General features: G+C 42.5%; 14 protein-coding genes. 10 read left to right on the top strand and 4 right to left on the bottom strand.

Going from position 1 to position 14,204, the window contains the following annotated elements; genetic code table 11:
• Positions 1-79: 79 nt before the first annotated feature.
• A complete protein-coding gene (locus AACU32_RS29830) occupies positions 80-391 on the bottom strand; it encodes a DUF1232 domain-containing protein (protein WP_096605089.1) in 312 nt (103 codons plus the stop codon).
• Between the two features lie 292 nt (positions 392-683).
• Here AACU32_RS29830 and AACU32_RS29825 point away from each other — a divergent pair, with 292 nt between their 5' ends.
• The 3 genes from AACU32_RS29825 (at position 684) to AACU32_RS29815 (ending at position 3,110) form a co-directional block, all read left to right on the top strand.
• Positions 684-1,445, top strand: coding sequence for a MotA/TolQ/ExbB proton channel family protein (locus tag AACU32_RS29825; protein WP_096605087.1), 762 nt, complete (start codon positions 684-686; stop codon positions 1,443-1,445).
• A gap of 198 nt (positions 1,446-1,643) precedes the next feature.
• Positions 1,644-2,333 (top strand): biopolymer transporter ExbD, encoded by a 690-nt coding sequence (locus tag AACU32_RS29820; RefSeq protein WP_096608233.1) that lies wholly within the window; start codon positions 1,644-1,646, stop codon positions 2,331-2,333.
• Positions 2,334-2,744: 411 nt separating this feature from the next.
• Complete coding sequence (locus AACU32_RS29815) at positions 2,745-3,110, top strand: phage holin family protein (protein WP_096605085.1); 366 nt, start codon at positions 2,745-2,747, stop codon at positions 3,108-3,110.
• Between the two features lie 210 nt (positions 3,111-3,320).
• Here AACU32_RS29815 and psb29 read toward each other — a convergent pair whose 3' ends face one another.
• Complete coding sequence (gene psb29 / locus AACU32_RS29810; RefSeq protein ID WP_096605083.1) at positions 3,321-4,028, bottom strand: photosystem II biogenesis protein Psp29; 708 nt, start codon at positions 4,026-4,028, stop codon at positions 3,321-3,323.
• 242 nt (positions 4,029-4,270) lie between these two features.
• On the opposite strand from psb29, the gene AACU32_RS29805 reads away from it, so the two are divergent.
• A complete protein-coding gene (locus AACU32_RS29805; protein WP_096605081.1) occupies positions 4,271-4,867 on the top strand; it encodes a chromophore lyase CpcT/CpeT in 597 nt (198 codons plus the stop codon).
• A 157-nt stretch (positions 4,868-5,024) separates the two neighbouring features.
• Here the strand turns inward: AACU32_RS29805 and AACU32_RS29800 are convergent, their stop codons facing one another.
• On the bottom strand, positions 5,025-5,393 hold the full coding sequence (locus AACU32_RS29800) for an STAS domain-containing protein (protein ID WP_096605079.1): 369 nt from the start codon (positions 5,391-5,393) through the stop codon (positions 5,025-5,027).
• Between the two features lie 402 nt (positions 5,394-5,795).
• Complete coding sequence (gene hemF, locus AACU32_RS29795) at positions 5,796-6,848, bottom strand: oxygen-dependent coproporphyrinogen oxidase (protein ID WP_096605077.1); 1,053 nt, start codon at positions 6,846-6,848, stop codon at positions 5,796-5,798.
• Positions 6,849-7,334: 486 nt separating this feature from the next.
• Here hemF and AACU32_RS29790 point away from each other — a divergent pair, with 486 nt between their 5' ends.
• The 6 genes from AACU32_RS29790 to AACU32_RS29765 all read left to right on the top strand — a co-directional run bounded on the left by AACU32_RS29790 (position 7,335) and on the right by AACU32_RS29765 (position 14,119).
• Positions 7,335-7,859, top strand: a complete 525-nt coding sequence (locus AACU32_RS29790; RefSeq protein ID WP_096608232.1) for a polyketide cyclase / dehydrase and lipid transport — start codon at positions 7,335-7,337, stop codon at positions 7,857-7,859.
• Between the two features lie 207 nt (positions 7,860-8,066).
• Positions 8,067-9,137 (top strand): Mrp/NBP35 family ATP-binding protein, encoded by a 1,071-nt coding sequence (locus AACU32_RS29785; RefSeq protein WP_096605075.1) that lies wholly within the window; start codon positions 8,067-8,069, stop codon positions 9,135-9,137.
• A 100-nt stretch (positions 9,138-9,237) separates the two neighbouring features.
• Entirely contained in the window at positions 9,238-10,554 is a 1,317-nt protein-coding gene (gene rodA / locus AACU32_RS29780) for a rod shape-determining protein RodA (protein ID WP_096605073.1), read from the top strand.
• A 131-nt stretch (positions 10,555-10,685) separates the two neighbouring features.
• Complete coding sequence (locus tag AACU32_RS29775; RefSeq protein WP_096605071.1) at positions 10,686-10,880, top strand: NAD(P)H dehydrogenase subunit NdhS; 195 nt, start codon at positions 10,686-10,688, stop codon at positions 10,878-10,880.
• A 146-nt stretch (positions 10,881-11,026) separates the two neighbouring features.
• Positions 11,027-11,683, top strand: coding sequence for an HAS-barrel domain-containing protein (locus tag AACU32_RS29770; protein ID WP_096605069.1), 657 nt, complete (start codon positions 11,027-11,029; stop codon positions 11,681-11,683).
• 300 nt (positions 11,684-11,983) lie between these two features.
• Positions 11,984-14,119, top strand: coding sequence for a cation:proton antiporter domain-containing protein (locus tag AACU32_RS29765; RefSeq protein WP_096605067.1), 2,136 nt, complete (start codon positions 11,984-11,986; stop codon positions 14,117-14,119).
• The last annotated feature ends 85 nt before the right edge of the window (positions 14,120-14,204 follow it).

The following is a 14,204-nucleotide window of genomic DNA, read 5'->3' as shown; positions in this document are numbered from 1 at the left end:
CACATCAAGCTACCATATTTAATGGTGTTGACCGTTGAGAGTTAACTCTCAACAGTCAACAACCCTGTTGTTCATAAAACTATTTGACAGAGACAGCATCAACATCGATAGTATTTCCGGTAGAGGTAGAATCCTTAGATGTATTATCAGCCTGCATATCTACACCCTTACGGGCTTTCCAGCCTTCAATAACTAGTCCAGATACCTCAGTAACTAGCAGCGTCAGCAGGAAAACATCATCAATTTCACCCACAATGGGTATAATATCCGGGACAATATCAATCGGGCTGAGAATATAAACAAGAGTTCCTAAAATTACCCACCAACGGTACTTTGGATTTTGAAGCAAATTGCGATACCAGGCGTAAACTGATTGGATTGAAAATTTCATGTTTTGAACCTCCAGTTACCTTTAATTTTGACAAATTATGCTGGAAACTCCTGGTGGGAATAACCGCCCAAGTATGTCAGGAAGATGCTACAAAACAATTAAAATTGCAAATTTCCCATTTCAAATTAAGCAAACCTAGCTGTCATAGGCATTCTGCTTGCTGAGGTGATGTAAATTTAACATGCAACATTATTAATCTGTAATTCGGCATCAGACTATGGTAATTGTGCATTAATCTCTACAATTAAAGTGCCTTGCAATAGTTTGGAAGTGGAGGGAGGAGACTTCAACAGTGGATATTTTAGATTTGTTTAAAAAGGGTGGCCCAGCAATGTGGCCTTTGCTGGCGCTGTCGATTTTAGCTGTGAGTGTGATTTTTGAGCGTTTGTGGTTCTGGTTGCGCATTCTCACTCAAGAAAAAGAAATAGTTGATCGCGTTTTGGATGCGGCTGGTGATAACTGGGAAGCCGCTGCGGACATTGCTAGACAAGCTACCAATCAACCTATTGGCAGGTTTCTCTATGCTCCTTTAAAATTAGTAAAAAATGATCCCGAAAGCTTTCGATTGGCTTTGGAAGCAACCGCAGAAGACGAGTTAGCTGGGATGCGGCGAGGTGAAAAACTTTTAGAAGCGGTGATTGCGCTAGCACCGATGCTGGGATTGTTGGGTACAGTGTTGGGTTTACAACAATCTGTAGGTAATTTGAAGCTGGGAGAGTTTGGAACCAACGCCGTAGCTGATGTACCGGCTGGTATTGGTACAGCCCTAATTACTACCGCAACGGGGCTAATTATTGCTATTGCTGCTTTGGTATTCTATCGCCTCTTTCAAAGTTTTGTAGTCAACCAAATCAAAGTTTTTCGCAAAGCAGGGAATGATTTAGAGTTACTCTATCGCCAGTCACCACCTGACTTTAGCAATAATACATCGATCGTTCTGCGGGAATCTTCACGGGAAAATTTTACTCCTCCCCGGAAACGAGGTAGAAACAAATTTTCTGGTTCGCCGGAAATCCCAGAGAATAATGATTCTTCTTTAGATCCTGAGCAATAGTCAATCAATTTTGGATTTTGGATGCAAGGATTTTGGATTGACCCCGACCACCTTTTTTACTTGGCTCAGGGATGCAAGGATTTTGGATATGTTTCACCGATGGTAAGGTATGAACCAAAAAAATCTAAAACCGGCAATCTAAAATCTAAAATTGGCACTGTCAAGAATTCCATCCTTGAAGCAGGTAGATATAAGACAATGAAAGTTAATCTGCATACTCCGGTTGAAGAAGTCCAAATTCAACTCATTCCCTTAATTGATGTCATTTTTTGCATCTTGACATTTTTTTTGTTGGCAGCTTTGCAATTTACTCGCCAACAAGCAATTAATATTGATTTGCCCAAAGCCAATACTGGCACATCACCCACAGGCTCACTACAGCCCAATAGTAATATGTTACCTGTGACTATTGATGCTATTGGTCAGACTTATGTAGAAAAACAACCCGTCAGACGAGATCAATTGGCAGAAATTTTAAAGAAGTATGTCCAAGAAAATCCCAATGGTGTTTTAGTGCTGAATGCGTCGCGGACAGCAACATACAATGATGTAATCGATACATTGGATCTACTCCGGCAGGTGGGAGGCGATCGCGTATCTTTGGGCATTATACCCGCACCTGCTCAATCATCCACTAATTCAGTCCTGCCAGTGATTCCATCTTTCCCCATTAATCCTGGTACTAACGCTGTACCAAATACTGCACCTGCACCAAGTAATAATCCTCAAGGTAATATTAACCCTAATTTTCCCCTGACCCCGACTCAACCTCAAACCGGCGGCGGTGTGAATCCTGTGAATCCGCAAATTGCTCCCGTAGTTCCCAAGTCAACAGTACCCAACAAGACTGTAGCCCCTGGAAAAACTAACTCTGCTCCCCAACGGTAAAAAAAATTCGCTTAACAAAACTTATTGGTTGAGATATTTTCCGGCGATGGGAGAAACGAGGGGCTAGTTTCTCCTTTCCCTTATCTTCTTTCAACCCCTAAACATAAAGATATTCAAAATTATTTCTGGTAAAAGAAAATAAATCTGGTAATTTATAAATAATTGGTTAAGTTTCAAAGATTTTTGTTTGATAAAACTTATGCAACTGGCAAACTAAATCAAGCAGCTGGTTGTCAAAACTCAAAAGTCAACAGTCCATAGTCCATAGTCAAAAGTTAACCGTTCCATCACAAATGATGATTGACTATTGACAGCCTCAACTAAAAATGGCGGAACCCTAGCGTAAGTCCTGTGTGAATAGAGTAAGTATTTTATCGTCAATCGCCATTCACGTTTGGTGGGTTTGTGGCAATGAATGAAATTTGGACAGTGTTAATTGTTTGGTTAGTGACATCTGTCAGCTTGTTAATTATTAGCAAGTTGCCTTTAGGTGTAGAGATTGATACTCCAAATAAAGCCTTCTTATCAGCAGCAGTTCTTGGTATCGTTACAACATTAGTAAGACCAATTCTCGGACTCGTATTTGCTATACCAAGCCTCATGACATTTAATTTGTTAGCAGACTTATTTACATTTATGATTGCCGTTGTTTGTTTTAGTCTTGCTGCTTGGTTAGTAGAAGGTTTTCGCTTACGTTATGGTATTTGGAGCGCTATCTTAGGAGCGTTGGCACTGACTATCATCAACAATTTGATTTATCGTTTGTTAGGTATTTAAGGTTTCCTCTAAAATCCCTCTCAAGCAAAATTTTCATAGTCCACAGTCGATAGTCAAGAGACTTTTACTATTGACTATTGACTATGTACCCTGAGCGTAAAATCTGCGGCATAGCTTCTCTGCGAGAGGCTGCGCTAACGCCTAGAGCGTAGCGGACGCACCAGAAGCCGTTCGACGAAGTCGTTCCCGCAGGGTAGGGTTGACTATTGACTAGTCGTTGGAACTAGGAGGTGCAAATGAAGTAATTGATTGTTGTTTGCGCTGTTCGCGTTTTTTGCGATCGGCGGCGAGCATATCTGCCATAACTACCAGTGCTTGTGAGATTTTGTCTAAGTTAGAACGATACAAATCCAAATCTTTACTCAATTTTTCATCAGACAAATGCAAGCCACTAGCAATATTCTTGAGAGCGGCGTTGCGTTGTTTTTCGTCTTTGACTAATTCTGGATCTGATAGCTCTAATAACGAAAATAAACCTATTGCAAACAAGCGACTATATTTAAAATTAGGATTGTTAGCGATCGCTTGCAGTTGCGCCTGTAAGTCAGCATCCCGATCTAAGTGAGTGGTTTGACTTAGCCACGCGATTAAATCATTGACGGGTAAACTTTTAGCTAACTCTCCCAACCTTTGGGCATCTTGCTTGTAGCGTTGCTCATCCTGCTCTACAGCCTGACATAAGGCGCTAAAAACTGATTCCTTATCCCGTTCTGGTTGGTAGCCTTGCATAAAGCGGTCAAAGGTCGTAACGACGCCCAAGCCATAAATTGGATTGTAGCTAAAATCGATATTTACCGACAGCAGATGCATTTCTACCATCAACTCTTCCACCACCCGACGATAAATCGTGTTGATTGGACGGGTGTGAACAGTGTAGAAAGTTCGCTTTGTATCAGAGACAGTACGGACGTTATTCACAAAGAAAATGTTAAGGGCGACGTATTTTTATTCTCTCGCTTAAATGTTACTTTGCCAAGTTCGGGTTTCAACTGGCGAGTGGGCGGTTGACAATATTTTCATTCAAACAGGACTAAAGCTGGGTGTATGCTTGATTTCTAGTTGAGCCTGTCATTGGTAATTGATCGTTAGTCTTTGCTCATTGGTCAAGAAACTTGGGACTATGGACTATAGACTATGAACTTTTGACAAAATCTAAATTTATGACCTTATCCCCAAAGTTAACAGATCTAGGTAAGTACCTGGCTGGTGAATTTGACAATAAAGAGCAAGCTATAGCCGATCCTGTTTGGTACGTTCACCTCCGTCTATGGCAAAGACGAATTAATCTGTTTTCTGAAGACAGTATTACATTGTTTGCTGAACAAGCTAATATTATCAACTTAGAGAATCCTTACCGCCAGCGAATTATGCGGTTACAGCCCGGAGGTGACTTTGATGCACCCCTGCAAGTGCAATATTATATGCCTAAAGATCCAGGCAGTTTAAAAGGAGCAGGTCGCAATCCAACTTTACTCGCTGCTTTGACAGCCGATCAATTAGATTTATTACCAGGTTGCATCCTCACCGTTACCCAGCAAACAATAGCGCCTAACTGCTATAAGTTTGTCGCCACTCCACCAGCAAATACTAACTGTCGCTTTACTTATCTGGGTAACACTATACAAGTGTCTTTGGGTTTTGAAGCCTTTGCCGCAGAATTTCTCAGCTACGATAAAGGAATTGACACAGCAACTGGTAAAGCTACGTGGGGAGCAATTTTAGGCCCTTACCGCTACTCTAAGCGAGAGCAGTACTGAGTACTGAGTGCTGAGTCAGAAGTTGCAGAAAATAGTCATTTTCTTGACTGTTCTTCTGTTCTGTGCATTTTCTCAATTCTTCAACTCAGCAACGCCAGTGAGTACAGTCTTGTCAACCAAGGCGATCGCTTCTTAAAACATACCACTCAGTACAGTTTTAGCTAGCAATGCTACGAGGTACACCTTCTAAAGCTTCATCTTCAGTTTCAAAGATTTCAAAAACTGTGTCCATCATTGTCACTTCAAACACAAGTTTGGCTTCTGTATGTACATTGCAAATACGGAAACTACCCTTGAGTTTATCAGCGTCACGCATCCCGGCTACTAAAGAAGTAAGACCAGAACTATCAATAAAGTTTACCTGACTAAGATTCACAACTACATGACGACTGAGTTTGGAAATACATTCCTGTAACTTCAGGCGAAATTGCCAAGCAGTGGTAATGTCTAAACGCCCGCTTGGTGTCAACACAATAACGGTATTACCGTCTTGGGTGATGTGGGTTTTCTGCTCTATCTGAATCACTGAGCCTCCCTGTAACAGTCCTGTGAAAGTTAACTACTTTATTTAAGCCTGCTACTGGTGAGTCAAAAGACTTGCTTTCCTGGAAATCTCAATGCTCCTATGACTAGGATGAAATCCCGTAAGTTAGTAAATTAATTGACTCACCACTAACAGAATTATTTATTGCTGATACTTGAGATTAACAAGCAACGGCTAAAAATGTCACCTATTTTTACTAGGTGCTTTTCTTTAGTAGTTTAACTCACCAAACCCGGGCTGAGTACTCAGATTAGTGCTGATTCAAAAAGATGAGGATAAAGAAGCTAAGTAAAGAGATTGACAGCAATGACCACAAAAATTCCTGATTTTATTCATGAGGATGGTTTTGTGATGTTTTACTCCTAACTCACTACTCATCAACGATCATTCAGGACTATTTGTGGGTGTCCAATTGATCCAATCTTGAGGCTTCAAGAAAGTTTCATACAATTCGGCTTCTGGGGTATTAACTGCTGGTTGATACCCGTATTCCCAACGCACCAAAGGAGGTAAAGACATCAGAATTGATTCCGTGCGTCCGTTGGTTTGCAGACCAAAAATTGTACCTCGGTCATAAACCAAGTTAAATTCTACGTATCTTCCCCGACGATAAAGTTGGAAATCCCGTTCGCGATCGCCATATTCAATTTCATTACGCCGTTCTACAATCGGTACGTAAGCTGGCAAAAAAGCTCGACCGCAGTCTTGCACTAAGGCAAACAATTCTTCCCAAGTCCGTTGTGGTATTGTTCCTACCTGGTTGCTATATTTAGCTGCTTCCCCATTGGGGTCAGGACCTCGATATATAGCACCTTGACCATCTTGGTAATCTAAAAATAGACCACCTACACCTCTTGTCTCACCGCGATGCTTGAGGTAGAAATATTCGTCACACCAGCGCTTGAAAACTGGGTAATACTCTGGGTGATGTTGATCGCACGCCTGCTTGAATGTTTGATGGAAATGTTTAACATCTTCGACAAAGGGATAGTAAGGTGTTAAATCAGCTCCACCACCAAACCACCATACTGGGCCTGCTTCAAAATAGCGATAATTCAAATGTACAGTAGGTACATAGGGGTTACGTGGGTGTAACACCAGAGAAGTTCCCGTGGCATAAAAACCATGTCCTGCTGCTTCTGGGCGTTGGGTTAAAATTGACGCTGGTAAATGGGAACCCCAAACTTCAGAAAAGTTTACACCAGCTTGTTCAAAGATTTCGCCATCACGCAGAACACGCGATCGCCCTCCACCACCTTCTGGACGTTCCCAACTATCTTCATGAAACTTAGCAGCACCATCCAGACCTGTCAAAGCTTGAGTGATTTCATCTTGTAACTGTCGCATAAACAGACTAACTCTCTGTTTAGCATCAGGTGCTGGGAGAAACTTTGATGAGTCTACAGCCAGAGTTGGGGTTTGCGAGTTGATCAACATAGCATAGATTCCCGAACCTAAATTACAATTTCCCAAAAATCAGAAATTTTGTCATAAAAAATTTCTGAGCAAACACGAAGTTAAATTTGCTTTTTTTTTAGTTGTCAAGCATTTATCCGATTGATTAGCAAGACTAAAGTTTATTTTCCCTCAAATGCGTATAGGCTTGTATATTGGACAAAGTTTTTTTTAATTTCTTGATGGAAACATTCTGGTGTTTACACCAGACTCTGGCGGATTAGTTACAAGCACTCTCAACCTTGATATTTCGAGGTTTGGACTGAAATGCTCTTTGAATTCGACACCAAGCTCAGGAGAGGTTCCACGAGTTAGAGGTTGTCAACTCCCTATCATCGTACTAGTATTTGCACCTTATAGGGCTTGCTATAGTTAGGGCAATTTTGAGAAAGTTTAATGCAAGGGCTAAGTACAATTGCCCACCATGCCAGAGTTCCCAAAAAGTGTTTAGCTAGGAGGATTAGGCAAATGCGAGGTTGTTTATCTAAATTCATTCAACGTCAACGTCGTCGATTTTGCGTTTCTCTGGTGCGGACATATCGAGAAATTAGTTTCGCTTCTGTAGATGAACTTTGGCAACAGGTGGTAAACTTCACAGACGTTTCTTGGCACCCACTACTCAAAAGTACTAACGTACCCTACGGTTTAGTACCCAAACCTGGCTTAATTTTCCAAGCAGTGACGCGCTTTTCGCCAATTCCCATTCGGATTTTTGTCGAGCGTGTCAATCCCCAAGAAATGTTGAGTATCCGAGTGCTGGCGATTCCTGGAATTGAGGAACGGATAACTTACCGAGTGGAGTCCACAGTTTGTGGTACTTGTTTATCTTACTCTGTCACCCTACGCGGTTGGTTGTCACCCTTAATCTGGTCTTTCTCCCGTCCTTACGCTGATCGCGTCGCTCGTTCCTTAGTCGAAGCCGTAGAAAAAGCTGCATTACAAGCAGTGTCAAGTAAGAAAAAATCTCTCAACGACAGTTGTTTTGACTTCTAGGAATGAGGGGACAAGGAGGACAAGGAAGATAAATAAGAAATGCCCAATGCCCAATCCATCAATAAACCAAATGTTTACCATTGATTGATTATGTATTTTTTTTAAGTTTTATTACAGCGATCGCGGCACAATAAAGTATCCAGTTAGTAGTTAAGTTACTTGCCACAAATGCATTTCTTGTTTTGGAAATTTGAAATTTGAATTTTTATGTACGATGTCCTTGATTCCCGCTCGGTTTTAGAAGTGTTGCGACCAGTACAAGATCCAGAACTTCAGAAAAGTCTGGTAGAACTGAATATGATTCGCAACGTCAAAATAGATGATGGCAAGGTTAGTTTCACTTTAGTGTTAACCACACCCGCCTGTCCTTTAAGGGAGTTTATCGTTGAAGACTGTCAAAAAGCTGTGAAAAAGCTACCAGGTGTGACAGATGTCAGCATAGAAGTGACAGCAGAAACACCCCAGCAAAAAAGCTTACCCGATCGCACTGGCGTTACTGGTGTGAAAAATATCATTGCTGTTTCCAGTGGTAAAGGCGGTGTGGGTAAGAGTACAGTCGCAGTTAATGTAGCAGTTGCTCTCGCGCAGACGGGTGCCAAAGTTGGTTTACTTGATGCTGATATTTACGGCCCCAACGATCCCACCATGCTGGGGCTAACCGATGCTCAGATTACAGTGCGCCCCAGTGAAAAAGGTGAAATACTCGAACCTGCGTTTAATCACGGTGTCAAATTAGTCTCAATGGGCTTTTTAATTGACCGAGATCAGCCAGTGATTTGGCGGGGGCCAATGTTAAATGGCGTAATTCGCCAATTTCTCTATCAAGTGGAATGGGGAGAACTGGACTATTTAATTGTAGATATGCCACCAGGAACCGGGGATGCCCAGTTAACTTTAACTCAAGCAGTACCGATGGCAGGAGCAGTAATTGTGACTACACCGCAAAACGTAGCACTGCTAGATTCCCGTAAGGGATTGCGGATGTTCCAGCAGATGAACGTCCCCGTACTGGGAATAGTAGAAAATATGAGCTATTTTATCCCACCCGATATGCCAGATAAACAGTACGATATCTTTGGTTCTGGAGGTGGAGAAAAAACAGCGGCGGAACTGGGAGTTCCTTTGTTGGGACTTGTACCCCTAGAGATTTCCGCCAGAGTTGGTGGTGATAGTGGAGTACCGATAGTAGTTGGTGAACCAGATTCAGCCTCAGCTAAAGCATTAACTGCGATCGCCTTGGCCATTGCTGGTAAAGTATCAGTTGCCGCCTTAACATAAGAAATTCCAATTCTATCTGGTTCCTGGGTCACAACCTAGGAATACAGATTTTTAGTAGTCACTAAATTTAACATCTACAACTTAAGTCTAAACTCACACAATGTTGTTAAAAAGTTCGCTCCCCAAAATTCGCTGGAAGTATTGGGTAAAACCTTGGCAGCAAGTAGATTGGCTATTATTTTGTTTGCCTATTGCTGTCAGTATTTTTGGCGGCATAATGATTCTCAGTACGGAATTAAAGCAGCCAGTCACTGACTGGTGGTGGCACTGGCTGGTAGCTAGTATTGGTGTGGTAATCGCATTATTTCTCGCTCGTAGCCGTTACGAACATCTGATTCAGTGGCACTGGGTAACCTATGGATTGACAAACTTTAGCCTCATTGCCGTGATGCTCGCTGGTACTAGCGCTAAAGGGGCACAGCGGTGGATTAATATTGCCGGTTTTAACGTCCAACCCTCCGAGTTTGCCAAAGTAGGTATAATTATTACCCTTGCCGCTTTACTACACAAACGCACAGCTTCCACAATCGAGAATGTTTTTAGAGCCTTGGCAATCACTGCTATTCCCTGGGGATTAGTATTTTTGCAACCAGACTTGGCAACATCATTGGTCTTTGGTGCGATCGTCTTAGGGATGCTCTACTGGGCAAATGCCAACCCAGGCTGGCTCATACTCATGATTTCTCCTATAGTTGCCGCTATTTTATTTAGTATCTCTTGGCCGTTAACAGAACCGATAGTTTTGTTTAAAGAATTATCCTTCGGCCCATTAGGATTATTTTGGGCGGGAGCAATGGGTATTCTCGGCTGGCAGACTCTTCCGTGGCGAAAATTTGGACTGGGAGCTATCAGTGCATGGAGTCTCAACATGCTAGGTGGTGAACTAGGTGTTTTTGCCTGGAACCATGTACTTAAAGAATATCAAAAAGATAGACTCAGCGTATTTATCAACCCGGAACACGATCCTTTAGGTGCTGGTTATCACCTCATCCAATCTCGGATTGCCATTGGTGCTGGTGAAATTTGGGGATGGGGTCTGTTCAAAGGTCCGATGACCCAACTAAATTTTGTACCTGAACAGCATACAGACTTCATTTTCTCCGCCGTAGGTGAAGAATTCGGTTTTATTGGTTGTTTGGTAGTACTTTTTGTCTTTTGCTTAATTTGCTTCCGTCTACTGCACGTAGCCCAAACCGCCAAAGATAATTTTGGCTCTTTATTGGCTATTGGTGTTTTGTCGATGATTGTATTTCAGCTAATTGTTAATGTAGGCATGACAGTAGGTTTAGCACCTGTAGCGGGAATTCCCCTACCCTGGATGAGTTACGGTCGTTCTGCCATGCTGACCAACTTCATTTCTTTAGGAATAGTAGAATCGGTAGCAAACTTTCGCCAACGGCAGAAGTATTATTCATGAGTCAATGGTCAATGGTCAATGGTCAAGAAATTCTAGGCTGTGGACTTTTGACTGTGGACTCTTGACTATGCACTTTCGACTCCTGACAAGTATTAAGCTATATAACAGGAAATTAAGCGAGGATAAAAATCATGATCCTGCCTGGAGCAACTGTTCGCGTTAAAAATCCCGCAGATACCTATTATCGCTATGAAGGACTCGTACAACGGGTAAGCGATGGCAAGGTAGCCGTACTATTTGAGGGTGGTAACTGGGATAAATTAATTACCTTTCGCTTGAGTGAATTGGAAACTGTAGAAACCACAGGCAAGAAGAAAGGGAAATAATTACTAGTTATTAGTCATTTGTCATTTGTCAATCGGCAAATACTGATGACTAATGACTACTTGCCCTGAGCGCAGCCGTACCCTACAGGAAGCAAGCTACGCGAAGCGGACGCACCAGAAGGGATGACCAATGACAAAAGACTACTATGCGCCTTCCTTTACCACAGTTTGCTACTGGCGATCGCCATCCTCATCATATTGCCGAGGTGATCGAAACCAATTCTACGGAATTTCTGGCACAGTGTCTGGAACCGGAAGACTTAAGTTTTCCTCCTATGCCTCCTTTTGGTAGCTGGGTTTGTTCTGTCGATGAAGAATCGGGCAACCAAATTTATGCAGTGGTGTATTATGCCACAACAATGCCTATAGATTCCGTACACCGTGCAGTAGCTCTAGGATTGTCCTTGCAGGATTTACGAGAAGAACAACCCCAGATATTTGCCATGCTGAAAACTGAATTTCGGGCGGCGATCGTGGGGTTTGAGATGCCGTCTCATACTCAAGGTTATAGTCAAAGGGTATATCAGTATTTACCACCCCGTCCCCCACAAATTCATCAAGCCGTTTATCGATGTGAACCAGAAACAATTGTTAGATTTACAGAAGAACTGAATTTTTTACAGACACTACTTTCTGTAAAAGGTGCACCAATAGAATCTTTGGCTGCGGCTGCTATTCGAGAGGTTTATCAGTTACGTAAAGCCGACCGCAAATGGCTAATCAAAGCCGGAAGAACCCTGAGCTTGCTGTTGAAGGATGACTATGATCGCTTACGGTTCATTTTGAGTCAGGTTCATCCATAGTCAATAGTCATTTGTCCCCCTTGTCCCTCCGAAGTTCTGTTCGTCGAAGACGTTGGCGTTCGCGCAGCGTCTCCCCTTGGGAGAAGCCATCGCCGGACGCCGGCGCTCAGACTTCTCTCCTTGTTCTCCTTGTCCCTCTCATCCCTAGTCCCTAGCCCCTAGCCCCTAATCCCTATCTTCTAAGTACCATAAGTTAAGTTTTTTTTAATTTTTACTCAAGGTGGTTTTTGCAGTTATATTGATCGGGCGATTGCCCTTAAGGTAATCGCAGCTTCATTATCGCCCTTTCAAGTTCTACCTATGGAACTCATCTCACAAGTTCTTGCACTGGAACCAACCTCTGAAATACTTGGCAAAGAACCAATTGTTCCCTTTGCTATTTTGCTGGTAGTTATCTTAGTGGTGCCGATTCTGTTCGAGCGGCTCAGATTACCAGGATTAGTAGGTTTGGTCTTTTCTGGGGTAGTACTTGGTCCTGGTGGCTGGAATTTATTTCAGACAGAATCAGAGATCATGAGACTGCTAGCAGATATTGGGCTAGTTTACTTAATATTTGTAGCCGGACTAGAAGTTGACTTAGAGCAATTCCAGCGTCAGAAAAATCGCTCCCTAGGGTTTGGCAGCTTTACTTTAATTGTCCCCTTAGTCATGGGAAGCTTGTTGGGACGAATTTTTGGCTTTGCTTGGCTGCCATCCATATTAATTGGTTCTTTGTTCAGTTCCCATACTCTGTTGGCATATCCGATAATTAATCGCCTGGGAGTTCTGAAAAATCAAGCTGTTACCGTCAGCATTGGAGCCAAGGTTTTTACCGATATTGGCGCTCTTTTAATATTAACTGTGTGTGTAGCGTCCTTTAATACAGAAGTATTCAGCTTCGCAAAGCTACTAACTTTGATCGGTTGGTTAACTATTTACTGTGTTGTAGTTTTAACCGGCTTTGATTGGGTAGGCAAAGAATTTTTCCGACGTTCTTCTGGAGAAGAGGGAAACCAGTTTTTATTTGTGCTGCTAACTGTGTTTCTGGCTGCTGTTGGTGCGCAATTAATTGGCGTAGAAAAAATTATTGGTGCCTTTTTAGCGGGTTTAGCAGTTAATGAAGTGTTGGGTGAAGGCCCAGTCAAAGAAAAAGTGGTATTTGTTGGCAGTGTGCTATTCATTCCCATTTTCTTTGTTCATCTTGGTTTACTGATCGATTTACCCACATTCACCAGAAGCACTACCAATTTACAATTGACGCTCCTTTTTGTGTTCGGTGCGATCGCTAGCAAATTGATCGCCGCTTTGTTAGCAAAACTGGTATACCAGTACAATTGGCGAGAAATGCTAACAATGTGGTCGCTATCAGTTCCCCAAGTGGGCACAACATTAGCAGCAACATTAGTAGGGTATCAGACTGGGTTATTGTCATCTGAAGTCTTTAATAGTGTTGTTGTTGTCATGCTCGTAACATCAACCCTAGGTCCATTACTTACGAGTCGGGTGGCTGTTGGGTTGGCTTCATCAGTAGCTACAGAGGCAGCACCCACAAATCAGCCGGAGCAAAAAATAGCAGAAACTGGCAATGCTTTCACTATAGTAGTACCTATTTATAATCCGCAAACTCAGCAATATTTAATTGAATTAGCAACATTGTTAGCACACCAAGCAAATGGCAGAATTGTCCCGTTAGCGATCGCTACCGCTGCGGCTAACATGGATGCACCACAGTTAGAAGCCTCTTTGCAGCGAAGTGAGCGGTTATTGGCAAAAGCTACGGCGCAAAGCCGAGTATTGGGCTTAGCAGCAGAACCCTTGCTACGCATTGATGATGCCTTTGCTCAAGGAATTAGCAGAGCCGCTCGCGAACAAAAGGCTAATTTGATTGTTATGGGTTGGGGTAAACGCACTGGGTTCAAAGCGCGTTTATTTGGTAACGTAATTGATAACGTACTTTGGGCATCCCACTGTCCTGTGGCGGTTACCCGTTTAGTAGACTCTCCGAAAAAAATTCAACGGATTTTAGTTCCGATAGAAAATTTAATGGCACCAACGTTACAGCCTGTGCAGTTTGCCCAAATGTTGGCAGACTTCAATCAAGCCCAAGTGACTGTATTGAATGTGTGCGAGCGACGCACCAGTTCTAGCAAAATTGCTGCTAAGCGATCGCATCTTTCACTACTGGTGTCTAGATTGGCTTTTGCAAATCCACCAGAAATTCAAATTATCGCCCATGAAAATGTCGCCCAAGCAATTTTACAGGCAGCAAGATTATACGACCTAGTTGTGTTGCCTTTTATACGTAATCATACAAGTCCTGGTGGCTTAGCTATTAGTGATGTTACCACTCAGTTAGCTAGACAACTGACTTGCTCTCTCGTCATGCTGGGAGAACCGCAACGCAATCAAACAGTAGCTATAGCAACCGGGGTTGCCAGTACCACCTCTGCCTTGTAAAATCTGTTAAATTTTTAAGTAATTTTACGCGGATATTTCGCGATTTAAGTGTTATTTTTTTAAAAAATTCTGATTTGTGACTATA

It is taken from the genome of Calothrix sp. NIES-2100 (assembly GCF_963875285.1).
In the GTDB taxonomy this organism is placed as follows: Bacteria; Cyanobacteriota; Cyanobacteriia; order Cyanobacteriales; family Nostocaceae; genus Aulosira.
This window is presented reverse-complemented; position numbering and strand designations above follow the sequence as displayed.

Excerpts from the sequence above, each read along its gene's own strand:
- AACU32_RS29775 (WP_096605071.1), top strand. The coding sequence starts at position 10,686 with ATGATCCTGCCTGGAGCAACTGTTCGCGTTAAAAATCCCGCAGATACC.
- hemF (WP_096605077.1), bottom strand. The coding sequence starts at position 6,848 with ATGTTGATCAACTCGCAAACCCCAACTCTGGCTGTAGACTCATCAAAG.
- AACU32_RS29770 (WP_096605069.1), top strand. The coding sequence starts at position 11,027 with ATGCGCCTTCCTTTACCACAGTTTGCTACTGGCGATCGCCATCCTCAT.
- AACU32_RS29830 (WP_096605089.1), bottom strand. The coding sequence starts at position 391 with ATGAAATTTTCAATCCAATCAGTTTACGCCTGGTATCGCAATTTGCTT.
- AACU32_RS29820 (WP_096608233.1), top strand. The coding sequence starts at position 1,644 with ATGAAAGTTAATCTGCATACTCCGGTTGAAGAAGTCCAAATTCAACTC.
- rodA (WP_096605073.1), top strand. The coding sequence starts at position 9,238 with ATGTTGTTAAAAAGTTCGCTCCCCAAAATTCGCTGGAAGTATTGGGTA.
- AACU32_RS29815 (WP_096605085.1), top strand. The coding sequence starts at position 2,745 with ATGAATGAAATTTGGACAGTGTTAATTGTTTGGTTAGTGACATCTGTC.
- AACU32_RS29785 (WP_096605075.1), top strand. The coding sequence starts at position 8,067 with ATGTACGATGTCCTTGATTCCCGCTCGGTTTTAGAAGTGTTGCGACCA.
- AACU32_RS29805 (WP_096605081.1), top strand. The coding sequence starts at position 4,271 with ATGACCTTATCCCCAAAGTTAACAGATCTAGGTAAGTACCTGGCTGGT.
- AACU32_RS29790 (WP_096608232.1), top strand. The coding sequence starts at position 7,335 with ATGCGAGGTTGTTTATCTAAATTCATTCAACGTCAACGTCGTCGATTT.
- AACU32_RS29765 (WP_096605067.1), top strand. The coding sequence starts at position 11,984 with ATGGAACTCATCTCACAAGTTCTTGCACTGGAACCAACCTCTGAAATA.